Below are 25,968 nucleotides of genomic sequence, written 5' to 3'. Positions count from 1 at the left end.
TGCCGAGTCAGAGACTGCGCAGGACGGACACGACGCGCCCGAGCACCTGCGCGTCGTCACCGGCGATCGGCTCGTACGCGGAGTTGTGCGGCACGAGCCAGACGTGGCCGTCGCCCCGCTTGAAGGTCTTCACGGTCGCCTCGCCGTCGATCATCGCGGCGACGATCTCGCCGTTCTCCGCGACGTTCTGCCGGCGCACCACGACCCAGTCGCCGTCGCAGATCGCGGCGTCGATCATCGAGTCGCCCTGCACCCGCAGGAGGAAGAGCTCGCCGTCGCCGACGAGCTGGCGCGGCAGCGGGAAGACGTCCTCGACGACCTGCTCGGCGAGGATCGGTCCGCCCGCGGCGATCCGGCCCACCACGGGGACGTACGACGGCGCGGGGTGCGCCTCGTCGTGCACCTGGTCGTCGGCGACGCGGACGAGGGGAACGGCACGACGGCCGTCGTCGGGCTGCACGACCTCGATGGCGCGCGGACGGTTCGGGTCCCGGCGCAGGTACCCCTTGCGCTCGAGCGTGGTGAGCTGGTGCTTGACCGAGGACGGGCTCGTCAGGCCGACGGCCTCGCCGATCTCGCGCATGCTCGGGGGATAGCCGCGCTGCTCGACGCACGAGCGGATCGTGTCGAGGACCAGGCGCTGTCGTGGCGTCAGGCCGTCGCTGCCCGCCGTGCCGTCGGGGAGCTCGCGCACCTCGGCGAGCCCCGCGCTCGTGTTCCTGCCTCGTCCCGCCATCGTGGTCTCCGCCCTCGTCGCCTCGCGGTCGACGCCCGCCCGGAGGTCACCTGCCCCGTCCGGCGCGCCGTCCTCCTCGTCGGTGGTGCCCCGCCGCGCTCGCCGGGGCACCGGTCGACCCGATCCGGTGCGTCGTCCCTGGCGGGAGGCGTTCCGGGCCGGACCTGTCGATGGACATGTCCGGCGAACCGACCTGGTCCCAGGCTAGGGGAGAGAGCGACACGAATCAAACATCTGTTCGAGCATGTCTCGACTCGGCGCGCCGGACGTGGTAGACCTTCGTACAGGTGTTCTACGCACAGGTGTTCGATCCGGGTCCCGGGTCGACGACACAACCCCGCCGGGCCGGAGCGACCGGGGAAGGCGCTCCGGCGCCGGCGGGGGACGGAGGTAGTGATGGCGAGCATGACGGCGACGTGGGGCGAGCAGGGCCTCGCGCGATCGGGTGGTGGCGGCGTACCAGAGGCGCCGCTGCGGCTCACGCGGCGAGGACGGGTCGTCCTGGTGGTCCTCCTGGCGCTCCTGGTCGTGCTCGGCGCGCGCGTGGGCAGCGCCGTCGCGGGGTCGGCAGGAGAGCCCGAGGAGGTCCGGGTCCACGTGGTCGCGGCGGGGGAGACGCTCTGGGACCACGCGTCGGCGCTGGCCACGCCCGGCGAGGACGTGCGCGACGTCGTGGCACGGATCGTCGAGCTCAACGGGCTGTCGTCGTCGGGCCTCCGTGCCGGGCAGCGGCTGCTGCTCCCGGTCGACGCGTGAGGCGCCGACCCGGCCCTGTGACCTACGACACGCGCTCCCGCTCGTCCTGTGCGCCGCCCTGGGTTGCGCTCCACGCTTAGGCGGGCCTAAGTTAGTGTCACCTCACTCGCCTGGCTGGGGGGCCGGGCAGGAGGCGGGGTCGGCGGTCATCCGCGACCCCTGAGCACGTCGGAGCGCGCGAGGCGAGTCGCGCGCGAGATGGGGACGGGGGCGTCCCGACGGGGGCGACCGGAGACGGTCGCCCCCGTTCTGCATCTCCGGGGTCCGGCGCGGCGCACATCTGCTCCGTCCACTGCTCCGTCCTCGGGACCTCGGCGTGTTGCACCGTCGCAGGGCGGCGTCATACGTTCGTCGCGCCGCCCTCGCCCTGCGAGGTGCCGGGGAGCCCAGCCGAGGAGAGCCGTCATGCACTGCCCGTTCTGCCGCCACGCGGACTCTCGTGTCGTCGACTCACGGACGTCGGACGACGGCGCGTCGATCCGTCGCCGGCGTCAGTGCCCGCAGTGCCAGCGACGCTTCACGACGATCGAGACGGCCAGCCTGTCCGTCGTCAAGCGGTCCGGGGTCACCGAACCCTTCTCGCGCGAGAAGATCGTCAACGGCGTCCGCAAGGCCTGCCAGGGCCGGCCCGTCAACGAGGACGACCTCGCGCTCCTCGCCCAACGGGTCGAGGAGACGATCCGGGCGAGCGGGAGCGCCGAGCTCGACGCGTACGAGATCGGTCTCGCGATCCTCGGCCCCTTGCGCGAGCTCGACGAGGTGGCCTACCTGCGGTTCGCGAGCGTGTACCAGGCGTTCGACTCCCTGGAGGACTTCGAGAGCGCGATCACGTCGCTCCGGGTCGAACGGGAGGAGCGGACCGCCGCCCGGCTGGCCGCAGGCGACGACGGGCGCGCGGTGCGCGGCCCCGGCGAGCCCGACGCTGCCGGCAGCGACGCCGGGGCGGCCGGCGGCGCTGACGTCGCGGGGTCGCCGACGTCCTGACCCGGCGCCGGCGAGGACGCTGCGAGTCAGAGGTCGCTCGAGCGTGAGGCCCAGAGGTTGATCCCGGTGTCGGTCGGGATCGACTCGACCGCGCGCAGCTCCTCGTCGGTGAGGGCCGGTGCCTCGAGGGCGGCGAGGTTGTCGTCGAGCTGACGTGCGGAGCTGGCGCCGAGGAGCACCGAGGTGACTCGTCCGTCGCGCAGTGCCCACGCGATCGCCGTGGCGGCCAACGTCCGGCCGTTCGCGCGAGCGAGGGCGTGGAGCCGGCGTACGTGCTCGAGGTTCGCCTCCGAGAGGAACTCCTCGCGCAGCGGTCCGCCACGAGCCGCTCGCGAGCCGTGCGGCGTCCCGCGGAGGTAGCGGTCCGTGAGCATCCCCTGGGCGAGCGGGGAGAAGGCGACGACACCCAGCCCGGCGTCCGCCGCGACGTCGAGCACGCTGCTGCCCGACGCGTCCGGGACCTCGATCCACCGGTTGAGCATCGAGTACGAGACCTGGGTGACCACGAGCTCGACCCCGAGCTCGGCGGCGACGTGCAGCGCCTCGCGCGTGCGCTGAGCGGAATACGACGAGATCCCGACGTACCGCGCGCGCCCCGAGCGCACCGCGGTCGCGAGCGCGCCGACGGTCTCGTGGAGCGGGGTGGTCGGGTCGAAGCGGTGGCTGTAGAAGACGTCGACATGGTCGAGGCCGAGCCGGCGCAGCGACGCGTCGAGCGACGACAGCAGGTACTTGCGCGAGCCGCCCTCGCCGTACGGCCCGGGACCCATGCGGTACCCCGCCTTCGTCGTGACGACGAGCTCGTCGCGGACGGGGCGCAGCTCGCGCGCCAGGAGGCGGCCGAGCGAGGACTCCGCCGCGCCGCCCGGGGGACCGTAGTTGTTCGCGAGGTCCAGGTGCGTCACGCCACGGTCGACGGCGTGCAGGACGATCTCCCGCTGCGTCGCGAACGCGTCGGCCTCGCCGAAGTTCTGCCACAGCCCGAGCGAGACCGCGGGGAGCGTCAGCCCGGTCCGGCCGAGCCGTCGGTGCGGGAGGTCGCGGGAGCCGGTGACGGGGGCGTCGTCGGGAGCGGTGTCAGGCACGTCCACGACGCTACCCGAGGCCGGCGGCCGGAAAGGACTGGCGCCAGGGCCGGGCGTGGGGGAGGCTGGCGGAGTGCCCGGACCGTCGGGCTCCCGAACCACCTGACGTCGGCTGGTTCTCGATCCCAGCCGACCCACCTGACCCCGAGGACGAGGAGAACGCGATGGCGTCCGACCAGCAGCGCCCAGCAGCCGAGACGGCACCCAGCGACGAGGCCAAGGCGAAGTTCCGCGAGGCGCTCGACCGCAAGAACGCCGCCCGGCACCGTTCGGCGGACGGGGACACGAACACCGGTTCCGTGCACGGGTCCGAGACCGTCGGGCCGGTGCAGCGCACGTTCCGCCGCAAGTCCGGCTGACCGCTCCAGCAGCCCTGACGGGACCTGCGTCGCCACGCGCGGCCGGGTCCCGTCGTCGTCCCCGGACCGTCGCGGTCGTCAGGGCAGCGCCGAGGGGCAGCGTGCCCCCCGGGCGGGTCGCGTCAGGGGCGCGTGCCGGGTGACCGGTCGGTGTCCGACGCAGGTGCGGCGGCACGGTGGAACCGACGCCCGCTGACGGCGTGCGGATCGATCCTCACCCACTCCTCGGTCGGGACGTCGACGAGGGGCACGAGCGGCTCGGCCGTCGACTCCGCGGCGGAGACCTGTTCCGCCGTGTCGAGGCGGCGCGCCGTCCCGCGCACGACGACGCTCCACGCGGAGTCCCCGTCGACCCCGTCCCACTCGAGCGCGACGCGGTCGTTCGTGACGAGCGTCGCCAGCTTGGTCCCCGGGATGGTGCGGAAGGTCAGCGTGCCGTCGTGGGCCCGCACGCTCACGGGGTAGATGTCGGGCTCGCCCCGGACGCTCACGGCGAGCCGCGAGACCCGCGTCCCCGCGATCAACGCCCAGCAGGTCGTGGCGTCGAGCACCTCGGGGGCGTCGTTCGTGTATCCGGTCATGCTCCATCGTCGCACCGCGGCGCCACTGGCGCGCAGACGACGAAGGTCCCCGGTGTCGGGGACCTTCGCACCCGGCGGTCGAGCGCCAGGTCAGTCCAGGACGCGCAGGGCGATCGTCTGCTCCATGTCGGCGAGCGCGCTCACGACGGCCGGCTCGACGCGCGAGCCGACGTCGGTGACGACGTACCCGAGCTCGCCCCGCGTCGCGAGGAGCTGGCCCTCGATGTTGGTGCCGTGCTCGGCGAGCGTGGCGTTGACCGCCGCGAGCACGCCCGGCGTGTTGCGGTGCAGGTGCGTGATGCGCGTGATCCCCGTGGTCTGCTCGAGCGCGAGGTTGGGCACGTTGACGCTGAGGGTCGTGGAGCCGGTCGTCAGGTAGTCCCGCAGCTTCGACGACACGAACTGCCCGATCGCCTCCTGCGCCTCCTCGGTCGACCCGCCGATGTGCGGGGTGAGGATGACGTTCGGCAGGCCGCGCAGCTCCGAGTGGAACGAGTCGCCCTTGCGCTTCGGCTCCTCGGGGAACACGTCGACGGCGGCCCCCGCGACGTGACCCGACAGGATCGCCTCGCGGAGCGCGTCGTAGTCGACGACGAACCCGCGCGACAGGTTGAGGAAGATCGCGCCCGGGCGCATGCGCGCGATCTGCTTGGCCCCGAACATCCCGGCGTTGCCCGCGCGGCCGTCGACGTGCAGCGTCACGACGTCGGCGGTCTCGAGGAGCTCGTCGAGCGTGTCCATGCGGCGGGCGTTGCCCAGCGCGAGCTTCTCCGCCGTGTCGTAGAACACGACGGACATGCCGAGGTTCTCCGCGACGACCGAGAGCTGCGTGCCGATGTTGCCGTAGCCCACGATGCCGAGCGTGCGTCCCCGGACCTCGTGAGCGCCCTCGGCCGACTTGTCCCACACGCCGTCGTGCAGCGCGCGGTCGCGCTCGGTGAGGCGGCGCGTGAGCGCGATGATCTCGGCGAGGGCGAGCTCGACCACGGAGCGCGTGTTCTGGAACGGGGCGTTGAAGGCGGCCACGCCCTGGGTCGCGGCCGACCGCAGGTCGATCTGGTTGGTCCCGATGCAGAACGCCCCGAGCGCGACGAGGTCGGGCGCGTTCTCGAGCACGGTCGCGGTGACGTTCGTCTTGGACCGGATGCCGAGCAGGTGGACGCCCTGGAGGGCGTCGATCAGCTCGGACTCGTCGAGCGCTCCGGTGCGGACGGTGACGTCGATGCCCGCGGCCTCGAGGTTCGAGGCGGCGAGCGGGTGCAGGTTTTCGAGGAGGAGGGCGCGTAGCACACACCCATGGTGCGCCTGCTCCGCGGTGCGGACCAAACGGGTCTTGGCCCTCGGGACGACGTGAACGCCGCCCGACTACCGGGAGCCGAGCCCTGCCGGCAGGGGACGGGCGTGCACGACCACGAGACGCTGGGTGGGCCTCGTCATCGCGACGTAGAGGTCGGACGCTCCCGACGCGCCCGCGGCCACGTCGGCGGGCTCGACGAGGACGACCGCGTCGAACTCGAGCCCCTTCACCTGCACGGGGTCGAGGACGACGACGGGCGCGTCGGGGTCCGCGCGCCGGCCCGGGGCGTCGAGGCCCAGCGCAGCCCGCACCGCCGGGAGGGCCGGTGCCGTCGCCACGACGGCGACGCGCCCCGCCTCGCCACCGACGAACGCCGCGCGGGCCGACGCGACCTCGCGGCGCACCGCGTCCAGGACGACGTCGCCCGGGACCGGGGCGCCCGGCCCGCCGGAGCCCTCCACGCCGTCGTCCACCGAGACGAACCGCAGCGAGTCGGCGACCTCGCGCGCCGACGTGAGCGGCGAGACGGGCAGGCCCGCGGCGACGGCGGCCTCCCGCGCGGCGTCGGCGACCGCGGCCGGGGTGCGGTAGTTGACGGTGAGCTCGGCGAGGCGCCAGCCGTCGCGCAGCACGGGGTCGAGCGCGCCCGACCACGAGCGGGCGCCCGCGAGCGACGACGTCTGCGCGACGTCGCCGACGATCGTGAACGACCGCGTCGGGCACCGGCGGACCAGCATCCGCCACGCCATCGCGGACAGCTCCTGCGCCTCGTCCACGACGACGTGCCCGTAGGTCCAGGTCCGGTCCTGCGCCGCGCGCTCGGCCGTGGTGAGCCGCGGGCCGCTCGCCGCGAACCGCTCCGCGAGCACGTCGGCGTCGACGATCCCGCCGCCCGCCCCGGACGACTCGAGCACCTGGCGCGCGTACTCGAGGTCGCGAGCGCGCTGCGCGGTCTGCGCCGCCGCCTCGGCGCGCGAGGCCTGGTCGTCCTCGCCGAGCAGGTCGGCCGCCTCGTCGAGCAGCGGGACGTCCGCCGCCGTCCACGGCGAGCCCTTGGGGCGCTCGAGCAGACGACGCTCGGCCGGCGAGAGCTCGGGAGCAGCCTCTTCGAGCCGGTGCGGCTTGGTGTACAGGTCCTCGACGAGCCGCTCGGGGGTGATGGGCAGCCAGGCGAGGTTGAGCGCGACCCGGACGTCGTGGTGGGACCGCAGGTCCTCGAGCGCGATCGTGCGGTCCTCCCCGACGAGCGGCTCGCCGAGCTGCGCGGCGTACTGGTCGACGAGCCGCCCGAGCATGTCGCGCACGAACGTGACGCGCGCGAGGTTGTGCGGCTTGTGCGTGCGTCGCGCCTTGGCGATCGCGTCGCGCACGTCGCGGCGGCGGACGACGAGGTCGTGCCCGTCGAGCCGGAACGGGACGTCCTGCGCGGGGACGCGCTCGCGCGCGCGCACGGCGCGGCGCACCGCCGTCGCCATGACCGCCCGGCCCTTGACCTGCGCGACGCGCGGGTCCTCCTCGCCGTCCGCGACGAGTCCGGGCAGGAGGTCGGACACCGTCGTGCTGACGACGCCCGTCTCGCCGAGGGACGGCAGGACCTGGTCGATGTACCGCAGGAACGACAGGCTGGGGCCGACGAGCAGCACGCCCGACCGCTCGAGCACGCGCCGGTGCGCGTACAGGAGGTAGGCGGCGCGGTGCAGCGCGACCGCGGTCTTGCCCGTCCCCGGCCCGCCCTGGACGACGAGCGCGCCGCCCAGCGGGGAGCGGATGATCGCGTCCTGCTCGGCCTGGATCGTCGCGACGATGTCGCCCATCCGGCCGGTGCGGCCCGCGGCCATCGCGGCGAGCAGGGCGCCCTCGCCGGAGAGCGTCGAGCCCGCGACGTCCGCCGGCGCGTCGAGGTCGAGCAGCTCGTCCTCGATCCCGGTCACCTCGCGCCGGTGCGTCACGAGGTGGCGCCGGCGCACGACGCCGTCGGGCTGCGCGGCGGTCGCGCGGTAGAAGGCCTGCGCGGCCGGTGCCCGCCAGTCCGTCAGGAGGCTCGTGTGCTCGGCGTCGGTGAGCCCGATGCGGCCCACGTAGCGGCGTGTCGAGTCCTCCAGGTCGAGCCGGCCGAAGGCCAGGCGGTCCTCCACGGCGTCGAGCTGCGCCACGCGGTCCTCGTAGAGCGTCGCGAACGCGTCGCGCTCGCTGCGGTTCTGGGGCGACCCGGACGGCCCCGACCGGCGGACCGCGTCGAGGCGCGCGCGGGACGCGGCGCGCAGCTCGTCCAGACGTGCGTAGAGGATGTCCACGACCTCCTGCTCGAGCCGGAGCTCGTCCGAACGTCCCACGTCTTCCTCTCGTCCGTCCTGCGCCGTCCCGCGCCGCCCCGTGCCGGCTGCTGCCGGCTGGCGCGGGCCCCGCGACCGACCGCGTGCCACCTGCCGCGACGCGGCCGTCCATTATGGCGCACCTCGTGCACCTCTCCGGCACGCCCGGGGCGTCGTGCCGGGGTCGGACGGGCGGGGCCGCTAGGATCGGTGGCCATGGCGACAGGTCGGGAGCGGACGTCGTGACCGGCGAGGCCCGGCACGACCCGGTCGCGGGGACCTCCGGAGCCGGCAGCACCGGCAGGGCTGCCGGTGAGCCGGCCAGGTCCGTGCTCGCCCCGTCCGACGTGCTGCGGATCCTTCTCGTGGAGGACGACGACGGCGACGCGCTCCTCGTCGAGGAGCTGCTCTCCGACGCGAGCCTCAAGGTCGAGCTGCACCGCGCCACGACGCTCGACCTCGCCCTCGAGATGCTCCCGACCCGTCCTGTGGACTGCGTCCTCCTCGACCTCGGCCTCCCGGACTCCGTCGGCCTCGGCGGCGTCGAGCGGCTGCGCGCGGGCACGAGCCCGCCCGCCCTCGTCGTGCTCACCGGGCACTCGGGGATCGACCTGGGCGTCCAGGCCGTCGCGGCGGGCGCCGACGACTACCTCGTCAAGGGCGAGGTGGACGGCGACCTGCTCGGCCGCTCGGTGCGCTACGCCGTGCAGCGGCGCAAGTCGGAGGAGCAGCAGCGGGCGCTGTACCGCAGCGAGGTCCGGGCGGCCGAGACGGCCCGGCTCGAGCGGGCACTCCTGCCCACCCCGCTCGTCCAGGACGAGCGGCTCGCGGTCATGGTCGGCTACGTGCCCGGCGGGAACGGGCTCCTCGGCGGCGACTTCTACGACGCGGTCGAGCGGCCCGACGGCTCCGTGCTGTGCGTCATCGGCGACGTCGCCGGGCACGGACCCGACGAGGCCGCGCTCGGCGCGACGCTGCGCACGGCGTGGCGCACGATCGTCCTGTCGGACACGGACCCTGCGGCGATCCTGCCGCTCCTGGAGCGCGTCCTCGTCCCGGAGCGCGCACGCCCGGAGGTGTTCGTCACGCTCTGCCAGGTCGTCGTCGACCCCGGCCGGCGGTACGCCGACATCCACCTCGCCGGGCACCTCGCGCCGCTCCTGCTGCAGGAGCGCGCGACCGAGGTCCCGACGACGGCCCGCGGGCGCGCGCTCGGGATCCCGGTCGCCGGCGGGTGGTCGGCCCAGCGTGTGGAGCTCGGCGGCCGCTGGGCGCTCATGCTCTACACGGACGGGCTCGTCGAGGCGACGGTGCAGGACCCCGCCGTGAGCGCGCGCGGGGCGCGTCCGGAGCGCATCGGCGTCGACGGCCTGCGGCGCGCGGTCGACGCGGCCCTCGAGCAGGGGACCGAGGGCATCGTGGAGCGCGTGTTCCGCCGCGTCCGCGACCTGCACGGCGGGCCGCTCGCCGACGACGCGGCCCTGCTCGTCATCGGGTGGGCGGGCGACGACGCACCCGTCCCCGCCGAGCGCACCGCGACGCTCGCCGACTCCGACGAGTGGGCACGGTGAGCGCGGCGCGTCGAGCCCCCACGCTCCGCCGGCGGCTCGGGTGGTCGCTCGTCGTCGCCGGGGTGATCCTGCTGGGAGTCGTGACGACGTCGGCCCTCGCGCTCTCGCGCGTGCTCACGCTCCAGGACGAGATCACCGGGCCGTACTTCGACGCCGTCACCCAGGCCGACTCCTCGTTCGTCGCGCTGCTCGACACGGAGTCGGCGGTGCGCTCCTACGCGGCGACGGGCGACGACACCGCGCTCGAGGCCTACGGGCGTGCCGTGGGGGGTGACGCGACCGTCGCGATCGCCGACCCGGCGGACCTCGCGCGGCTCGGTTCCGGCGACGGCCTGACCGTCGCGCACGACGAGGCGCTGCGCGCGGTCGAGGCGTGGTTCACCGAGTACGCCGAGCCCGCGATCGAGTCCACGGGCCGAGCGGGCGCGGGCACCGTCACGCGGGTGGAGCGCGCCGAGGGGGCCGCGCTCTTCGCCGAGGCGCGCGCCGCCACGGGGCGCTACGTCGAGGACCTCCGCGCGGAGCGGGCGGAGGCCGTCGAGGCCCTGGACCGCTGGAGCCGCGTCCTGTTCGGCAGCGTCCTCGTGCTGGTCGGCGCGGCGCTCGCGGTGGGGATCATCCTGTGGGTGTGCCTCAAGAGGTGGGTGACCGAGCCCGTCGCGCAGCTCGCGCACCGCGTCCGGCTCGTGAGCTCGGGCCAGCTCGACGAGCCCGTCGTCACGTCGGGTCCCGCGGAGATCGCCGACCTCGCGCAGGACGTCGAGCACATGCGCGTCGAGCTCGTCGCCCAGGTCGCGGAGATCAAGGCGTCCCACGCGGACTCGGCGCGCGCGCACGAGCGGCTCGAGGAGCAGGCGCGTGAGCTCGAGCGCTCGAACCGCGACCTCGAGCAGTTCGCGTACGTCGCCTCGCACGACCTCCAGGAGCCGCTGCGCAAGGTGGCGAGCTTCACCCAGCTGCTCAAGAAGCGGTACGGCGGCGAGCTCGACGACCGGGCCGACCAGTACATCGACTTCGCCGTCGACGGCGCCAAGCGCATGCAGCGCCTCATCCAGGACCTGCTCGGGTTCTCGCGCGTCGGCCGGACGGGGACGGAACGCGTCGACGTCGACCTCGAGGCGTCCCTCGGGCTGGTGCTCGACGACCTGTCGGAGGCGATCACCGCGAGCGGAGCCACCGTCACGCACGACCCGCTGCCCGTCGTCGTCGGCGAGCGCGCCCTGCTGCAGCAGCTCCTCGCGAACCTCGTCGGGAACGCGCTGAAGTTCCGGTCGCCGGACCGCCCCCCGGTCGTCCACGTGGGTGTCCTCGCACGCGACACCCACTGGGAGATCTCGGTCGCCGACAACGGCATCGGGATCGACCCCCAGTACGCGGAGCGGGTTTTCGTGATCTTCCAACGGCTGCACGCGAAGGACGTCTACGAGGGCACCGGCATCGGGCTCGCGCTGTGCAAGCGCATCGTCGAGTACCACGGCGGCCGCATCTGGATCGAGCCGCGCGACGGTGGCACGACGGTCCGCTTCACGCTCGCGCACGCCTACGTGCACGCGCAGGTCGGCTACGCTCGCACGGACGACGCCGGCCCGGGGACGGGCCGCGACCACGAGGAGACCACCGCATGAGCCACGGCACGAAGCCCATCGACGTCCTGCTCGTCGAGGACGACCCGGGCGACGTGCTCATGACGCGCGAGGCGTTCGAGGACCACAAGGTCACGAACAGGCTGTCGGTCGTCTCCGACGGCGTGAGCGCGCTGGCGTTCCTGCGCAAGGAGGGCGAGCACGCCGACGCCCCGACGCCGGACCTCATCCTGCTCGACCTCAACCTGCCGCGCATGGACGGTCGCGAGGTCCTCGCGGAGCTCAAGGCCGACGCCGTCCTGCGGAAGATCCCGGTCGTGGTGCTCACGACGTCGGAGGCCGAGGAGGACGTGGTGCGCAGCTACTCCCTCCACGCGAACGCCTACGTGACGAAGCCCGTCGACTTCGACCGCTTCATCGACGTGGTGCGACAGATCGACGACTTCTTCGTCTCGGTGGTGCGGCTGCCCGGTCGCTGACCGCGCGCCTGCCCTGCGCCGTCGGGCGTGCACACCGCGGGCACCGGGAAGGATCTGCCGGTGCGACGCGTTGTCGACCACAGGCCTCCGCGCACGACGGCGGACGGCGTGGGACGTGACGAGGAGGACGGATGCTGGACCCCCGGGAGATCTACGAGCTCGACGAGGACGCGGTCGCGCGCCTGTGGCCGAGCGCCCCGGAACCGGGCGCCGGTCCCGTGCTGGTGCACGCGATCACCGGCTTCGTGGACGCGGGGAGCGCCGGCGAGCGCGCCGTCGAGCACCTGCTCGACGGCGGTGAGGTCACCCGGCTGGTGACGTTCGACGTCGACCAGCTCCTGGACTACCGCTCGAAGCGCGCCACGATGACGTTCAGCACCGACCGGTGGTCGGCGTACGACGAGCCGCACCTCGTGGTCGACCACGTCCGCGACACCGAGGGGACGGGGTTCCTGCTGCTGCACGGCGCAGAGCCCGACCTGCAGTGGGAGCGCGTGGTCGCCGCGCTGCGCGACGTCGTCGACCGGCTCGGCGTGTCGCTGACGGTCGGGATCCACGGGATCCCGATGGGCATCCCGCACACGCGCCCGCTCTCCGTGACGGCCCACGCGACCCGCCCGGAGCTCGTCGCGGAGCACGCGTCGTGGTTCGGGACGGTGAAGGTGCCGGCGAGCCTCGCGGCCCTGTTCGAGCTGCGCCTCGGTCAGGCGGGCCGTGACGCGGTCGGCTACACCGTGCACGTCCCGCACTACCTCGCCCAGTCCGCCTACCCGCCCGCCACGGTGGTCGCGCTCGAGCACGTCCAGCGCCTCACGGGCCTCGACCTCGCGACCGCCGGTCTCGCGGAGGCCGCGCAGGACGCGACGACCGAGGTCGAGCGGCAGGTGCACGACTCCGAGGAGGTCGCGGCCGTCGTCCGCGCGCTCGAGGAGCAGTACGACGCCTTCGCCCGCGCGGTAGGCCGGACGAGCCTGCTCGCGGACACCGCGCCGATCCCGACCGCGGACGAGCTCGGCGCCGAGTTCGAGCGCTTCCTCGCGCAGCAGGGGGACTGAGCGCGCGCGGCCCTTTGTCCCGACAAATCGGCACGAGACGTCGCGATCCTGCGTGGCACATCCCACACCGTCCGTGCCAGACTGTCACCCGCTGCAGTGACGAGCTCGCGCACGACCCGGTGCCGGCCGCACGGGTCGCCGCGTGATCGAGCGGCCCGGACGGGCGTCCTGCCGGCCCTCGGGTCCGGCCACCGGCGAAGGCGTGGGACGTCGTCCTGTGGCGCACGGGGTGGACGAAGGGTCCGCTCGCTGACGTCCCGGACGGACAGAAGGTCAGAGGAACAGCATGGCGCAGGGTTCTGTGAAGTGGTTCAACGCCGAGAAGGGCTTCGGCTTCATCGCGCAGGACGGCGGGGGTGCAGACGTCTTTGTGCACTACTCGGCGATCGAGACGCAGGGGTACCGCACGCTCGACGAGGCGCAGCGGGTCGAGTTCGAGATCACCCAGGGCCCGAAGGGCCCGCAGGCGGAGAACGTCCGCCCGCTCTGACGGCCGCACCGGCGGCCGAAGGCCACCGAGCGGTCCTCGCACAGGAGCCGCGCCCCGGCACGGGGCGCGGCTCCTGTGCGTCCGGGCGGCGGCGGCGCCGGTCCGGGCGCACGGCATCGGGTCAGGACCGCACGGCGTCGGGGCCGGACCGCACGGGATCGGTCGGGCGCGGACGTCAGCTACCCGTGGCCGTCAGTGGACGGTGGGGGCGCGGCGTTCTCCGACGGGTCGTCGAACGGCCGGGCCGCGCCGACGAACGCCTCGAGCTCGGCGCCGACCAGGACACGGGCGGGGAGCGGGAGGGTCCGCGCCGCACGCGACAGGCCTGCTGACGCGAGGTCGATCGACGTCGGCCCGGGGCGCACCGCGACGAGCACGAGGTTCCCGTAGCGCCGGCCCTTGAGCTGGCCGGGCTCCGCGATCGCGGCGAGCCCGACCCCGTCCCGATCTCTCGGCCGATCGCTCGGCCGGTCGCTCGGCCGGTCGCCTGCCGGGTCGCCGGGGCGCGATCCTGGAGGCGGCCCGGTCGTGCCGTCGGTGGCCGCGACCGCTGCGAGCGTCGCGAGCTCGCGACGTGCGGTGGTCAGCGGCGGACGGTCCGCGCAGTTCGCCAGGTACACCCCTCCCGGGCGCAGGACGCGCCGCACCTCGCGCGCCGTCGCAGTCGTCACGAGGTGCTCAGGGGTGGCGTCCCCGGCGAACACGTCACGGACGACGACGTCGAACGCCCCGTCGGGGAAGGTCGTCAGCGCGTGGCCCGCGTCGTCGGCCCGCAGGCGCAGCCGCGGCGAGCGCGGCAGGTCGAACCACTCGCGCACGAGCTCGAGGAGCCGCGCGTCGAGGTCGACGCCGACCTGGGTCGAGCCGGGTCGGGTGTGCTCCACCCAGCGCGCCAGGGTGCACCCCGCGGCCCCGAGGTGGAGCACCCGCAGGGGGCCGGGCGGCGCGTGCTCGATCACCGCCGCCATCTGCTGCATGTACTCGAACGCGAGGAACCCGGGGTCGTCGAGGTCGACGTGAGAGCTCGGCACGCCGTTGACGTACAGGGTCACGGCCCCGTCGTGGTCGGGGTCGCGCTCGAGCCGGGCCGTCCCCGTCGTCGTCGCGACCGCGCCCTCGGGCAGGTCACGGCCGTGCGCGGCGACGGCCCGGCGACGACGGCCGCGCGGTGTGGGTGGCTCGGGGGACGCTGTGTCGGCACGAGGGGACCGGCGGGTGCGACGAGCCATGGGCCCCACCGTACGGCGTCCCGGCCGACGTGACGGTCGGCTGGCGGCTCCGGCGGCGTTGACAGCAGTCGAACACGTGTTCGATAGTGGTGTGGGAGGTGCGCGATGACGAAGGACATGAGAGGGACCGCTCCGGCTCCCGTCCCGGGCGAGGTCGGGCGGATGCTCGCGCGCGCGGACGCCGAGCTCGTCTCCGCGGCGGTCGCGACGGACCCGGCCGAACGGTTCGTGCACGCGCACCTGGGCGCGCTGCGAGCTGCGGCGGCGGTCGTCGCGCTCCGCGGTCGGCCGGTGCGTCGCGGTCGCGCCCGCCCCGTGTGGGACCAGCTCTCCGACGCCGAGCCGGAGCTCGCCGCGTGGTCCGTGTACTTCGCCGGTGGCGCCCGGGTGCGCGCCGCCCTCGACGCCGGGAGGTCCGACGCGGTGGACGCGCGCCGTGCCGACGAGCTCCTGGCGTGCGCCGAGGACTTCCGCGACGAGGTCGCGATGCTCGTCGATCCCGACGCGGGCTTCGTGCGTCTGCCCGGCGTGCGCACGGTCGCGTCATGACGTGGGGCCCATGATGAGCCGGGGGTGGCGATGAGCCGCGGGCCGCGGGCCGCGGTGCGTCGTGACTGGGGTGCCGACGAGGACGGCTGCACCATCCTGCACGTCGACATGGACGCGTTCTTCGCGTCCGTCGAGCTCGCGCGGCGCCCCGAGCTGCGTGGCCGTCCCGTGATCGTCGGCGGCGCCGAGCGCGGGGTCGTCCTCGCCGCGACGTACGAGGCGCGCGCGTTCGGGGTGCACTCGGCGATGCCCATGACCGCGGCGCGGCGTGCGTGCCCGCAGGCGATCGTCGTCCCTCCGGACCACGGTCGCTACCACGACGTCTCGCGCTCGGTCATGGCGATCCTCGGCGAGGTCACGGCGCTCGTCGAGCAGGTGAGCGTCGACGAGGCCTTCCTCGACGTGAGCGGCGCTCGCCGGCGGCTCGGTCCGCCCACGGTGATCGGCGCCGCGCTGCGCGAACGGGTCCGGTCCGCGCACGGCATCACGTGCTCGGTCGGCATCGCGAGGACGAAGTTCGTCGCCAAGCTGGCCTCGACGCACGCCAAGCCCGACGGGATGCTCCTCGTGCCGGCCGCCGCCACCGTCCCCTTCCTGCGCACGCTGCCGGTGGGTGCGCTGTGGGGCGTGGGGGAGCGCACCGAGCACGCTCTGGCCCAGTGGGGGATCCGTACCGTCGCCGAGCTCGCGGACACCGACGTGCCCGTGCTGCAGGCGGCGGTCGGCAGGGTCGCCGGCGCGCACCTGCACGACCTCGCGTGGGGTCGTGACCCGCGGCCCGTGGTGCCGGAGCGGTCAGAGCGCTCGATCGGCGCCGAGACGACGTTCGAGCACGACCTGCGTGACCTCGGGGCGGTGCAGGACCGTGTTCTCGAGCTCTCCGACCGGTGTGCGGCGCGGTTGCGCCAGCAGGGGTTCGTGGCCCGGACGGTGAGCGTGAAGGTGCGCACGAGCGACTTCCGGACGGTGACCCGGTCCCGCACCCTCGGGTCGCCCACGGACGTCGCGCGAGAGATCTACCTCGTCGCGCGCGAGCTCGTCGCCGGCGTCGACCTGCACGGGCTCGCCGTGCGCCTCGTGGGGGTCCGTGCCGAGGGCCTCGAGGGCCGGCAGGGGTCGGTCGCCCAGCCCACCCTGGAGGAGTCGGTCGACGAGCACGGTGCCACCCGACGGCGCGCGGAAGAGGCCGTGGACGCCGTCCGAGGCCGGTTCGGGGTGAGATCCATCGCGATGGGGCCCCGAGGACGCCGCTCGACTACCACCCCCGCTGATGTGGATCTATCCTGAGGGTGTCACTCGACCACCGCGGAGAAACGGGGTGCTCATGCCTCTGTCTGAGTACGAGCAGCGGGTATTGGAGCAGATGGAGCGCGCCCTCACGACGGACGACCCGCGTCTGGCCAACACGCTCCAGTCGCCGCGTCGCCGGTCGGCGCTGAGATACGTCCTCGTCGGCGTCGGTGTGGTCGGGGGCCTGCTGCTGCTGGTCCTCGGCGCGGCGACGTCCCAGACCTGGCTCGGCGTCGTGGGCTTCGTGCTGATGTTCGGGGGCGTCGTGCTCGTCTTCCAGACGCCGCGCCCGGCGAAGGGCGGCCCGATCGGCACCGTCGACGCCGACGGCCGTGTCCGCCCCGCGAACCCGGCGCCGGCTCCCCGGAAGTCGTTCCTCAGCCGACTCGAAGAGCGCTGGGACCGCCGTCGCGAGCACGGCGGTCGCTGAGCGACCGCTCGACCTCGGTCGAGGTCGTCTCGACGAGCTCGGCGAGGCGGGTCGGCTCCGTCGCCGCACCGCCGCGGGCGTAGCGCTCCGTCTCGAGCGCCGTGACCAGCGCGACGAGCGCCTCCACACCGGCGTCTGACAGGTCGGTGCCCGACCGTTCGCGCACGGCGGCCGCGACGGTCGTCGGCACGTTGCGGGGCGTCGTGGACGCCTGCCACGTGACGCCGAGCCCGTCGAGTCGTGCTGTCAGCTCGACCCAGGCGCGCTCGGCGTCCAGCTCGCCGTCCGGGCGGGACCGCCGACGGGCGACGAGCCACAGCGCACCCGCGGCGAGAGCGACGACGAGGAGCGCAGCCGCGACGACGAGCCACGACGCCCCGGAGCCGTCGACCGCCCCGTCGGTCCCACCCGTCCCGCCGCCGACCGTGGGCGCGGGCGTCACGGGAACCTCGGGACCGGGTGCGACGCCAGGTGTCAGCGCGTCGCTCGGGTCCGTCAGCCCAGGGACCGCCGAGCTCCCCACGGGCGTCGCCCACGTCGGCGCGGGACCCGTCTGCTGCGCGGGCGTCGGTTCGAACCGCACCCAGCCCTGGCCGGGGAAGTAGAGCTCGGGCCAGGCGTGCGAGTCACGTCCCGTCACCTGGAACGTCGTGTCGTCGGTGCGCTGGCCCGGGAGGAACCCGACCCCGAGCCGTGCGGGGATGCCGAGCGTGCGCGCCATCATCGTCATCGCGGTGGCGAACTGGACGCAGTACCCCGTGCGCTGCTGCAGGAAGTCCCACACCGCGTCGCCGGACTCGCCGGCGGGCACCTGCGTCGAGTAGGTGAAGACCGATGCGTCCCGGAAGTACGTCTGGAGGGCGAGCGCCTGGTCGTACCGCGTCGGCGCGCCCTGGACGACCTCGGCGGCGAGGTCGCGGATGTCCTGCTCGTGGGACGACGCCGGGACGTCGAGGTAGTTGGGGTCGTCCGGGTCGGTGCCGCCCGCCGAGCGGAGGGTGTCCGCGTCGAGCGCGCGGGGGTAGACGGTCAGCTCGTAGCCCGAGCCGGCGCTCGTCGCCCGGGTCCCGAGCACCTCGTCCCGCACGGGGTCGTACGTCCAGTCGCCGTCCACGTCGAGCGTGCGCGGCTCGGTCGGGATGGGCAGCTTGGTGTCCCGGAGCGACTCGAGCGTGACCCGGACCGCGCTCGGCTCCCCGCCCTCGGCGTCCTGCGGCCAGAGGATCTGGTCCGGGCCCTCGATCTCCGTCCCGTCGCGATCGGCACCGCGCCGCCAGTTCGTGCCGTCGAAGCCCGTGAGGGTGAAGACCCGCAGCGGACCGACCTCCTGGCCGTCCGTGCGGTACTCGAGGACGACCTCGTCCGAGCGCTCCGCCAGGTCGCGGCGCATGTCGAGGTCGTCGGAGAGCCGGACGGTGTCACCCGTCGACGAGAACAGGCGGGTCCACGACGACGACGCGACCTCCGGCAGGGTCGCGCTCGCGGCGCCGACGCCGAGGCCGACGGTGGCCACGGCGAGGGCGGTCGCCACCGCCGTCAGGGCGCGCGTGCCGCCGAGGGCGCGCTGTCGCCCGTGGTTCTCGCCAGGGCCTGCTCGGCGGAACCCGCGGTGCGGGTTGTCGACGGCGAGCAGGAGCACCAGGGCGCTGACGGTGAGGACGAAGGCGCCCGCGGGGACGTCGCCGACGATGACCAGGCCGGGGATCCAGAGCGCGAGCAGCGGGAGCCCGACCCCGGCGCCGAGGCGCAGCCCGCCCGCCATCAGGTCGGCGACGAGGAACACGACGACGGCGCCCCCGACGGCGAGGAGCTCGATGGGCAGGCTCGGGTCGATCGGGGCGACCTCGGCGAGCGTGAGCTCGCGCCCGGTCTGGAGCCGCGTCAGGAGACGGTCGACGTTCGACAGCCCGATGAGGACCGAGAACCGGTCGGTGGGGCCGCCGTAGAGGCCCAGGAGCGCCCACGCGCCGACGACGAGTCCTGCGAGCGACGGGAGGAGCGCCGCGGGGGGCGCCAGCTCCTCGCCACGGGCCGAGCGGGACCGCTCGAGGACGTACCGGCTGAGCCCGGTCACGAGCGCGAGGACGGCGAGCGTGCGGACCGCGGTGCGTGTCCAGTCGCCGGGGCCGATCACCGTCGCGAGCGCGTACGTGGACGCCGCGACGGCGACCGTGACGCACAGGGTCGTGGCGAGGACGCGCGCGCCGAGCCCGGCGGGGGCCGCCGAGCGGGTTCGGGTGGTCGCGGGGGTGCTCATCGCACACCGTCCATGAGGAGCGTCCAGGCGTTCTCGAGCGGGGTCCCGGCGTCGACGAGGGCGACGTGCCAACCGGTCGCGCGCAGCGCGTCCACCGTGTCCTGGGCCTCCGTGCGCTGGGACGACCACGTCCGCGGGCGCACCACGAAGGCCCAGTGCAGGGCGTCTCCGGCGATCGACGCCACCGTGCTGCGCGCGACGGGACCGAGCGGTCCGAGCACGGCGACGGTGATCTCGCCCGGGCGTCGCGCCGTGCGCAGCGCCTCGGCGGTCGCCGCCGCGGCACGGTCGGTGTCGGACAGCCCGTGGTGGCCGTGCAGGTCGACGGTCGCGTCGAGCAGGTCCGCCGGTCCCTCGCCGGAGCGGTTGGCGGTGAAGCCGGAGGTGTCGACGACGGGCGCCAGCGAGGTCGCGACGAGGCGGACCGGGTGGCCCGCGTGCAGCAGGGACACGCCGACGGAGGCCGCGCACTCCACCGACCACTCGCCGTCGGCGAGCGCGTGGCCGCTGCTGCGCCCGAGGTCGGGGTGCGGCAGGAGGCCACGGTCGAAGAGCACCGTGACCGGGGGCAGGCTGGCGCTCTCGTCGGACCGGACCATGAGCTGACCGTGACGGGCCGCGCTCGCCCAGTGGACGCGGCGCGGGTCGTCCCCCGCGACGTAGTCGCGCAGCACGGAGTCGTCGCTCGACGCGAGCCGTGCGCCGGACGTCGAGCGCTCCTGCTCGCCGAAGGCGCGGGTGCCCCGGACCGGCAGGTCGACGGTGCGCGGCCACACCGCGACCGAGGTCGCCTCGCCGAGCTCCTGCGTCGCGCTGACGAGACCGAAGGTGTCGACCCGCGTGGTGAGGAGGGGACCGAGCGACCAGCGCCCACGACGCATGGGCCGCAGGCGGTACCGGACGGCGATGTGGTCGGGCCGCGTCGCGACCTGTGCGCGCAGGGATCCCTGGTCGCAGAGCTCGTGGGCGGCCTGCTCGCTGATGCGCAACCGCGCGAGCGTGCCGGCGGTGGTCACCGACCGCCGCGCCGCGGAGACGGTCAGACGCGCCGTCGTGACCTGGCCCGCGACGGCGGGGTTCGGCTGGACGCGCCGGGCCACACCCAGGGCGCGCCGTCCGCGGTCGATGCGGCGGGCCGTCATCCAGCACCACGCCGCGACGACGGCGAGCACCGCCGCCGCACCCAGCCCGACGACGTCGGGCAGGCCCAGCGTGACGCCCGTAGCGACGAGCACGGCACCGGCGACGAGGAGCGACGTGCCGCGTCGGGTGAGGCGCGCCCGGGCCAGGGTGCGGCCGAACCTGCGCAACCGGGGCAGGGCTGAGAGGCCGCGCACGTCAGCGCCGCTCGGGCTGCCGCTCGGACGGCTCGCGCGCCGGGACCGGCGTCTGCGCCAGGATGGCGGACACGACGGCCGGGGCGTCCAGGCCGGCGAGCCGTGTCTCCGTCGTGATGACGAGGCGGTGGGCGAGCACCGGCACGGCGAGGTACTGGACGTCGTCGGGCAGGACGTGGTCCCGTCCCGACATGGCGGCGAGGGCCTTGGCCGCGCGCAGCAGCTGCAGCGACGCGCGCGGTGACGCGCCGAGCCGCAGGCCGGGGTGCTGGCGTGTCGCCGTCACGAGGTCGAGCACGTAGCGCTTCACCGCGGCCGCGGCGTACACCGAGCGGACGACGTCCGCGAACCGCAGGACGGCCTCCCCGGTCGTCACGGGGCTCAGGTGGGCGAAGGGGTCCTCCGCCTCCTGGCGCTCGAGCATCAGGATCTCGGCGTCGAGGTCCGGGTAGCCGACCGTGAGGCGGGCCATGAAGCGGTCGCGCTGCGCCTCGGGGAGGGGGTACGTCCCCTCCATCTCGACCGGGTTCTGGGTGGCGACGACCAGGAACGGTCGCGGCAGCGGGTGGGTCGTGCCGTCGACGGTGGTCTGTCCCTCCTCCATGCACTCCAGGAGGGCCGACTGCGTCTTGGGCGACGCGCGGTTGATCTCGTCCCCGATGACGATGTTGGCGAACACCGGACCGCGACGGAACTCGAAGCGGTGGTCGGCCGCGCGGTAGATGTTGACGCCCGTGAGGTCGCTCGGCAGGAGGTCGGGCGTGAACTGGATCCGGCCGACCTGGCAGTCGATCGTGCGCGCCAGCGCCTTCGCGAGCGTGGTCTTGCCGACGCCCGGCACGTCCTCGAGGAGCAGGTGTCCCTGGGCCAGCAGCACGGCGACCGTCACGTTGACGAGATCGGGCCTGCCCGTGACGACGGACTCGATGCCGGATCGCATGCGGGACGTCGTCTCGACCAGCTCGTCGAGACCGGCGGGCGTCGCGCCCGGGTCCTCGTGCTCGTCGGGCGACGCGACAGGGGCGATGTCGGGGAGCACGGTGACCTCCGTCGTCGGTGGTGGCGCGGCCGGCGGAGGGGGAGTCCGCAGGTGGGACGAGCCTAGTTGACGAGGACCCCTGGTCCGAGCGGAGGGCGAGGACCGCGGGGTCGAGCCTCGCACGGGTGCCGCTCGGGGCACGTCACGCCGCCGCGCCACGCCCGTGGGGAGAACTCCCCTCCACCTGACTCCACCAGCCTGACCTGCGGAGATCCTGCGAAGAGGGGTGAAATGCTGCCCCTTCCCCGAGAGCGGTGGAGCGAAGTGGAGTACCGTGGAGGAACTGGGAGCAGGAGGGGAGGTGCCAGGTGCATGTCCGGCTTCGTGGACGACGTCCTCGGTGGTTCCTCGAGCCTGCTCCTGGGGACCTTCACCCCTCGTCTGGACGACAAGGGGAGGCTCATCCTCCCCGCGAAGTTCAGGCCCCGGCTCGCGTCGGGGCTCGTCATGACGCGCGGTCAGGAGCGCTGCCTCTTCCTGCTGCCGATGGACGAGTTCCGCCGCATGTACGACCAGGTCCGGCAGGCGCCCGTGACGAGCAAGCAGGCACGGGACTACCTGCGGGTCTTCCTGTCGGGGGCGAGCGACGAGATCCCCGACAAGCAGGGCCGGATCTCGATCCCGGCTCCGCTGCGCACGTACGCGGGGCTGGACCGCGACGTCGCCGTGATCGGCGCGGGCACCCGCGTCGAGATCTGGGACGCCGCGGCCTGGGAGGCCTACCTCGCGGAGCAGGAGTCGGCGTACGCCGACACCGCGGAGGAGGTGTTCCCGGACCTGCGCTTCTAGGACGGGCTCGGGTACCCGTCCGGTGAGGTCTCCTCCCGCCCGGTCTGGCGCACTTCCCCGGCGCCAGAAAGGACGCGGAGGGAGACCTGACCGGACGGTCCCCGGGACCGGCGGCCGAAGGACGCAGCACGACGACGCACGAGACACGCTGAGAGGAAGGAGGACACGATGAGCACAACGCCCGACGACGCGGCCGAGCGCCACGTCCCCGTCCTCCTCCAGCGCTGCGTCGACCTGCTCGCGCCGGCCCTGCAGGAGCCAGGCGCCGTCCTCGTGGACTGCACGCTCGGCATGGGCGGGCACACGGAGGCGGTCCTCGAGCAGATCCCCGCGGCGCGGGTCGTGGGCATCGACCGCGACCCCGAGGCGATCGTCCGGGCGTCGCGCAGGCTCGCGCGGTTCGGCGACCGGTTCCGCGCCGTGCACGCGGTCTACGACGAGATCGGCGACGTCGTCGCCGACGTCGTGGGCGGGCCCGTGCAGGGCGTGCTCATGGACCTCGGCGTCTCGTCGCTGCAGATCGACGAGAGCGAGCGGGGCTTCTCCTACGCGCAGGACGCGCCGCTGGACATGCGCATGGACCCGACGACCGGCCGCACGGCCGCCGACGTGCTCAACACGTACGACGAGCGCGAGCTCACGCGCATCCTGCGCGAGTACGGCGAGGAGCGGTTCGCCCAGCGGGTGGCGCGCGCGATCGTGCGGCGTCGCGAGCAGGATCCGTGGACGCGCAGCGGCGAGCTCGTGGACCTGGTGCGGGCGTCGATCCCGGCCGCGACCCGGGCGACGGGCGGCAACCCCGCCAAGCGCACGTTCCAGGCGCTGCGCATCGAGGTGAACGGCGAGCTCGAGGTCCTCGCGCGGGCCGTTCCCGCGGCGGTCGACACGCTCGCCGTGGGCGGGCGGGTCGTCGTCGAGGCGTACCACTCGCTCGAGGACCGCATCGTCAAGCGGGTGCTCGCCGCGGGCTCGACGGTCGACGTCCCGCCGGGACTGCCCGTCGTCCCCGACGAGGCCCAGCCGTACCTGCGTCTGCTGACCCGCGGCGCGGAGGAGGCCCCGGCCGACGAGCGGGAGTCGAACCCCCGCTCGGCGTCGGTGCGGCTCCGCGCCGCCGAGCGCACGCGCCCCACCCCCGAGCACCGCCGCCCGCGAGCCAGCACGCACCGACCGGACCGACCAGGGGAGTGGAACAGATGAGCGCACTGAGGTCGACCGCGGCCGCCCGCCCGCTCCCGCGCACCGCACGCCCGCAGCCCAGGCCCGCGCGCCCGGACCTGAGGGCGCTGCCCGGCGGGGCGACGGAGCGCGGCGCGCGATCCCGCCTCGAGCTGGTGCGCGCGCCGCTGCAGGCGCGCTCGCGCGTGCCGTTCCTCGTCCTGTGCATGTCGCTCCTGGGTCTGGCGCTCCTGTGTGCTCTCCTGGTGAACACGACGATGGCGCAGAACTCCTACGAGATGTCGGAGCTGCGGCGGGAGGTGGGCCAGGTGCGGCAGGACGCGCAGCGGTTGCAGGCGGAGGTCTGGGACGCCAAGGCGTCGTTGCCCGAGCGTGCGCGCTCTCTCGGCATGGAAGAGGCCCAGAGCCCGAGCATGGTCCGGCTCTCCGACGGCGCGGTCCTCGGCGTCGCGGAGGAGGGGGCCAGGCAGTGACGGCGCGGGCGGGAGGGCGCGACCGCGCCGAGCGCTCCGGCGCGTCCGCGGGCCGCTCGTCCGGGGCCCGCTCGTCCGCCCCGCGGGCGGCCGCAGCTCGTCCGACGACTCCACGCCCCGCGACCGCGCGCACGTCCGCCCCGCGGCCGGCCACGGCTCGTGCGGCCAGCGGTCGGTCGTCCGCCGCTCGCGCGGCCACGGGTCGGCCGTCCGCCGCGACGTCGGGCACGCAGCGGGCCGCGGCAGCGCGGTCCTCGACGGCGCGGTCCGCGTCCGGGGCGCCCCGTGCTCCGCGGTCGGGCGGGTCGGGCCCTCGCCGCCCCGCACGCCCGACCCGTCCGCCCCGCGAGCCGGGCCGTCCTGAGAGCCGGCAGCGCTGGCTCATGGGGGTCGCCACGCTCGTGGTGCTGCTCTTCGTCGGCCAGCTCGTCAACGTGCAGGTGATCAAGGGGCCGGCGCTCGCGGCCGCCGCGCGCGACGACCGGCTGCGCAGCACGACGATGATCGCGCACCGCGGCGACGTCACCGACGCGGACGGCGTCGTGCTCGCGACCTCCGTCGACCGGTACACGATCGGCGCGGACCGCACCGCGATCCAGTCGTTCACCCCGGGCAGCAGGAAGCTCGCGGACGGCACCGAGCTCACCGAGGGCGGTGCGGTCGGGGTCGCGAAGCTGCTCGCGCCCGCCCTCGGGGAGTCCGCACCCGAGCTCGCGGCCCGCCTCAACGGCGAGGGCTACGTCGTCCTCGCGAAGGAGGTCACGCCGGAGGTCCAGCGGGAGATCGCCGAGCTGCGCCTGTCGGCCTTCATCCGCGCCGACGCGACGAGCGAGCGGTCGTACCCGGCAGGGACGGTCGCCGGGAACCTCGTCGGGTTCGTGGACGCCGACCAGGTCGGCCAGGGCGGGGTCGAGGCCGCCTACGACGACCTCCTCGCCGGGACCCCCGGGTCGCGGGCGTGCGAGGCAGGTCTCGGTGGACAGCTCATCCCGACCGGGCAGTGCGAGACCGAGCCGGCCGTGCCGGGGGAGAACCTGCGCCTGACGATCGAGCACGACGTGCAGTGGAAGGCGCAGGACGCGGTGGACCGCGCGGTGCGCGAGTCCGGCGCCGACTTCGGGATCGCCGTCGTGCAGGACGTCCGCACGAGCGAGCTCGTCGCGCTGGCGGAGTCGGGGACGGTCAACCCCAATGACCGCACCACCGACGCGGTCGCGCGCCCGAGCCGGGCCGTGTCGAACATCTTCGACCCCGGCTCGACGGGCAAGGTTGTCACGATGGCCGCGGCGCTCGAGGGCGGGTACGCCGACGCGGCGACGCAGTTCGAGGTGCCGTACCTGTACACGACGCCGAACGGCCAGACCTTCAAGGACTCGCACGAGCACGGGGTCGAGCGGCTCACGCTCGCCGGCGTCCTCGCGGAGTCGTCGAACACCGGCACGGTCCAGGTCGGCGAGCGCATCCCGAAGCAGGTGCGCTACGACTACCTGAACAAGTTCGGCTTCGGCCAGTACACCGGCCTCGGCCTGCCCGGCGAGTCCGCGGGCATCCTGCACCCGGCCGACGCGTGGGACGGCCGCACGGAGTACGCCGTGCTGTTCGGGCAGAGCGTCTCGGTCAACGCGGTCCAGGCGACGAGCGTGTTCTCCACGGTCGCGAACGGCGGGCTGCGGGGAACCCCCCGCGTCGTGGCGGGCACGACGTCGGCGGACGGGACCTTCACGCCCGCCGAGGCGGAACCGCCCACGCGCGTGGTCTCGCAGGAGACCGCCGACACCGTCCTGCAGATGATGGAGACGGTGGTGGAGGACGGCACGGGGTCCGCCGCCGCGGTCCCCGGCTACCGCGTCGCGGGCAAGACCGGGACGGCCGAGGCGGCGGGTGCCGACGGGCAGCTGTCCGGGATCATGGCGTCCTTCATCGGCGTGGCGCCGGCAGACGACCCCCGGTACACGGTCGCGGTGTTCCTCAAGAACCCGCGCACGTCGATCTACGGCGGTGTGGTCGCGGCACCGGTGTTCTCCCAGATCATGGGCTTCACGCTCGAGCACCAGGGCGTCGGGCCGAGCACCGAGCCGTACGTGCCGCTGCCGACCACGTGGTGAGCG

The 25,968-nt window shown here is 74.5% G+C and carries 24 protein-coding genes; 15 read left to right on the top strand and 9 right to left on the bottom strand.

What is annotated here, in order from left to right:
* Positions 1–7: 7 nt before the first annotated feature.
* Positions 8–736, bottom strand: coding sequence for a transcriptional repressor LexA (gene lexA / locus ACZCLJ_RS04945; RefSeq protein WP_251150719.1), 729 nt, complete (start codon positions 734–736; stop codon positions 8–10).
* 396 nt (positions 737–1,132) lie between these two features.
* On the opposite strand from lexA, the gene ACZCLJ_RS04940 reads away from it, so the two are divergent.
* On the top strand, positions 1,133–1,492 hold the full coding sequence (locus ACZCLJ_RS04940) for a LysM peptidoglycan-binding domain-containing protein (protein ID WP_251150720.1): 360 nt from the start codon (positions 1,133–1,135) through the stop codon (positions 1,490–1,492).
* Positions 1,493–1,897: 405 nt separating this feature from the next.
* A complete protein-coding gene (gene nrdR, locus ACZCLJ_RS04935; RefSeq protein WP_463105659.1) occupies positions 1,898–2,476 on the top strand; it encodes a transcriptional regulator NrdR in 579 nt (192 codons plus the stop codon).
* Positions 2,477–2,502: 26 nt separating this feature from the next.
* Here nrdR and ACZCLJ_RS04930 read toward each other — a convergent pair whose 3' ends face one another.
* Positions 2,503–3,561: an aldo/keto reductase gene (locus tag ACZCLJ_RS04930; protein ID WP_463105658.1), complete on the bottom strand. Its 1,059-nt coding sequence runs from the start codon at positions 3,559–3,561 to the stop codon at positions 2,503–2,505.
* 164 nt (positions 3,562–3,725) lie between these two features.
* Here ACZCLJ_RS04930 and ACZCLJ_RS04925 point away from each other — a divergent pair, with 164 nt between their 5' ends.
* Positions 3,726–3,920 (top strand): DUF5302 domain-containing protein, encoded by a 195-nt coding sequence (locus ACZCLJ_RS04925; RefSeq protein ID WP_251150723.1) that lies wholly within the window; start codon positions 3,726–3,728, stop codon positions 3,918–3,920.
* A gap of 122 nt (positions 3,921–4,042) precedes the next feature.
* Here the strand turns inward: ACZCLJ_RS04925 and ACZCLJ_RS04920 are convergent, their stop codons facing one another.
* The 3 genes from ACZCLJ_RS04920 to ACZCLJ_RS04910 all read right to left on the bottom strand — a co-directional run bounded on the left by ACZCLJ_RS04920 (position 4,043) and on the right by ACZCLJ_RS04910 (position 8,131).
* Complete coding sequence (locus ACZCLJ_RS04920; RefSeq protein ID WP_463105657.1) at positions 4,043–4,501, bottom strand: pyridoxamine 5'-phosphate oxidase family protein; 459 nt, start codon at positions 4,499–4,501, stop codon at positions 4,043–4,045.
* Positions 4,502–4,591: 90 nt separating this feature from the next.
* Positions 4,592–5,791, bottom strand: coding sequence for a phosphoglycerate dehydrogenase (serA, locus tag ACZCLJ_RS04915; RefSeq protein WP_251150725.1), 1,200 nt, complete (start codon positions 5,789–5,791; stop codon positions 4,592–4,594).
* A gap of 75 nt (positions 5,792–5,866) precedes the next feature.
* The gene (locus ACZCLJ_RS04910) at positions 5,867–8,131 is read right to left on the bottom strand and encodes a HelD family protein (protein WP_463105656.1); all 2,265 of its coding nucleotides are present in this window, start codon (positions 8,129–8,131) and stop codon (positions 5,867–5,869) included.
* Between the two features lie 221 nt (positions 8,132–8,352).
* Between ACZCLJ_RS04910 and ACZCLJ_RS04905 the strand changes: the two genes are divergently transcribed.
* The 5 genes from ACZCLJ_RS04905 (at position 8,353) to ACZCLJ_RS04885 (ending at position 13,288) form a co-directional block, all read left to right on the top strand.
* Entirely contained in the window at positions 8,353–9,681 is a 1,329-nt protein-coding gene (locus ACZCLJ_RS04905; RefSeq protein ID WP_353050419.1) for a PP2C family protein-serine/threonine phosphatase, read from the top strand.
* The gene (locus tag ACZCLJ_RS04900; protein ID WP_463105655.1) at positions 9,678–11,306 is read left to right on the top strand and encodes an ATP-binding protein; all 1,629 of its coding nucleotides are present in this window, start codon (positions 9,678–9,680) and stop codon (positions 11,304–11,306) included. Before ACZCLJ_RS04905 ends, ACZCLJ_RS04900 begins: the two co-directional genes overlap by 4 nt.
* Positions 11,303–11,743: a response regulator gene (locus ACZCLJ_RS04895; protein ID WP_251150728.1), complete on the top strand. Its 441-nt coding sequence runs from the start codon at positions 11,303–11,305 to the stop codon at positions 11,741–11,743. Before ACZCLJ_RS04900 ends, ACZCLJ_RS04895 begins: the two co-directional genes overlap by 4 nt.
* A gap of 131 nt (positions 11,744–11,874) precedes the next feature.
* Positions 11,875–12,798, top strand: coding sequence for a proteasome assembly chaperone family protein (locus ACZCLJ_RS04890; RefSeq protein WP_463105654.1), 924 nt, complete (start codon positions 11,875–11,877; stop codon positions 12,796–12,798).
* A gap of 286 nt (positions 12,799–13,084) precedes the next feature.
* The gene (locus ACZCLJ_RS04885) at positions 13,085–13,288 is read left to right on the top strand and encodes a cold-shock protein (RefSeq protein WP_251150730.1); all 204 of its coding nucleotides are present in this window, start codon (positions 13,085–13,087) and stop codon (positions 13,286–13,288) included.
* A 179-nt stretch (positions 13,289–13,467) separates the two neighbouring features.
* On the opposite strand, the gene ACZCLJ_RS04880 is transcribed toward ACZCLJ_RS04885, so the two are convergent.
* The gene (locus ACZCLJ_RS04880; RefSeq protein WP_463105653.1) at positions 13,468–14,517 is read right to left on the bottom strand and encodes a spermidine synthase; all 1,050 of its coding nucleotides are present in this window, start codon (positions 14,515–14,517) and stop codon (positions 13,468–13,470) included.
* Between the two features lie 105 nt (positions 14,518–14,622).
* Between ACZCLJ_RS04880 and ACZCLJ_RS04875 the strand changes: the two genes are divergently transcribed.
* From ACZCLJ_RS04875 to ACZCLJ_RS04865, 3 genes are read left to right on the top strand one after another with little or no spacing between them, the layout of a single operon-like run.
* On the top strand, positions 14,623–15,066 hold the full coding sequence (locus ACZCLJ_RS04875; RefSeq protein WP_251150732.1) for an SAV_6107 family HEPN domain-containing protein: 444 nt from the start codon (positions 14,623–14,625) through the stop codon (positions 15,064–15,066).
* 30 nt (positions 15,067–15,096) lie between these two features.
* A complete protein-coding gene (gene dinB / locus ACZCLJ_RS04870) occupies positions 15,097–16,353 on the top strand; it encodes a DNA polymerase IV (RefSeq protein ID WP_251150733.1) in 1,257 nt (418 codons plus the stop codon).
* A 37-nt stretch (positions 16,354–16,390) separates the two neighbouring features.
* The gene (locus ACZCLJ_RS04865; RefSeq protein WP_251150734.1) at positions 16,391–16,786 is read left to right on the top strand and encodes a DUF3040 domain-containing protein; all 396 of its coding nucleotides are present in this window, start codon (positions 16,391–16,393) and stop codon (positions 16,784–16,786) included.
* On the opposite strand, the gene ACZCLJ_RS04860 is transcribed toward ACZCLJ_RS04865, so the two are convergent.
* The 3 genes from ACZCLJ_RS04860 to ACZCLJ_RS04850 are packed head-to-tail and all read right to left on the bottom strand — an operon-like array spanning position 16,734 to position 21,320.
* Positions 16,734–19,043, bottom strand: a complete 2,310-nt coding sequence (locus tag ACZCLJ_RS04860; protein WP_463105652.1) for a transglutaminase TgpA family protein — start codon at positions 19,041–19,043, stop codon at positions 16,734–16,736. The two genes, ACZCLJ_RS04865 and ACZCLJ_RS04860, sit on opposite strands and share 53 nt — an antisense overlap.
* The gene (locus tag ACZCLJ_RS04855) at positions 19,040–20,380 is read right to left on the bottom strand and encodes a DUF58 domain-containing protein (RefSeq protein WP_463105651.1); all 1,341 of its coding nucleotides are present in this window, start codon (positions 20,378–20,380) and stop codon (positions 19,040–19,042) included. The genes ACZCLJ_RS04860 and ACZCLJ_RS04855 overlap by 4 nt, the downstream gene beginning before the upstream one ends.
* A gap of 1 nt (position 20,381) precedes the next feature.
* Positions 20,382–21,320, bottom strand: coding sequence for an AAA family ATPase (locus ACZCLJ_RS04850; RefSeq protein WP_251151218.1), 939 nt, complete (start codon positions 21,318–21,320; stop codon positions 20,382–20,384).
* A 411-nt stretch (positions 21,321–21,731) separates the two neighbouring features.
* Here ACZCLJ_RS04850 and mraZ point away from each other — a divergent pair, with 411 nt between their 5' ends.
* The 4 genes from mraZ to ACZCLJ_RS04830 all read left to right on the top strand — a co-directional run bounded on the left by mraZ (position 21,732) and on the right by ACZCLJ_RS04830 (position 25,965).
* Complete coding sequence (gene mraZ / locus ACZCLJ_RS04845) at positions 21,732–22,208, top strand: division/cell wall cluster transcriptional repressor MraZ (RefSeq protein ID WP_251150737.1); 477 nt, start codon at positions 21,732–21,734, stop codon at positions 22,206–22,208.
* Positions 22,209–22,376: 168 nt separating this feature from the next.
* The gene (rsmH, locus tag ACZCLJ_RS04840) at positions 22,377–23,408 is read left to right on the top strand and encodes a 16S rRNA (cytosine(1402)-N(4))-methyltransferase RsmH (protein WP_463105650.1); all 1,032 of its coding nucleotides are present in this window, start codon (positions 22,377–22,379) and stop codon (positions 23,406–23,408) included.
* Positions 23,405–23,860 (top strand): cell division protein FtsL, encoded by a 456-nt coding sequence (gene ftsL, locus ACZCLJ_RS04835; RefSeq protein WP_463105649.1) that lies wholly within the window; start codon positions 23,405–23,407, stop codon positions 23,858–23,860. Before rsmH ends, ftsL begins: the two co-directional genes overlap by 4 nt.
* Positions 23,861–24,243: 383 nt before the next feature.
* Entirely contained in the window at positions 24,244–25,965 is a 1,722-nt protein-coding gene (locus ACZCLJ_RS04830; protein ID WP_251150740.1) for a peptidoglycan D,D-transpeptidase FtsI family protein, read from the top strand.
* Positions 25,966–25,968: the final 3 nt, after the last annotated feature.

This window comes from Cellulosimicrobium sp. So1_17, assembly GCF_055181235.1.
Note: the sequence above shows the minus strand (reverse complement) of the source record. Positions and strands in the feature narration are given on the sequence as shown.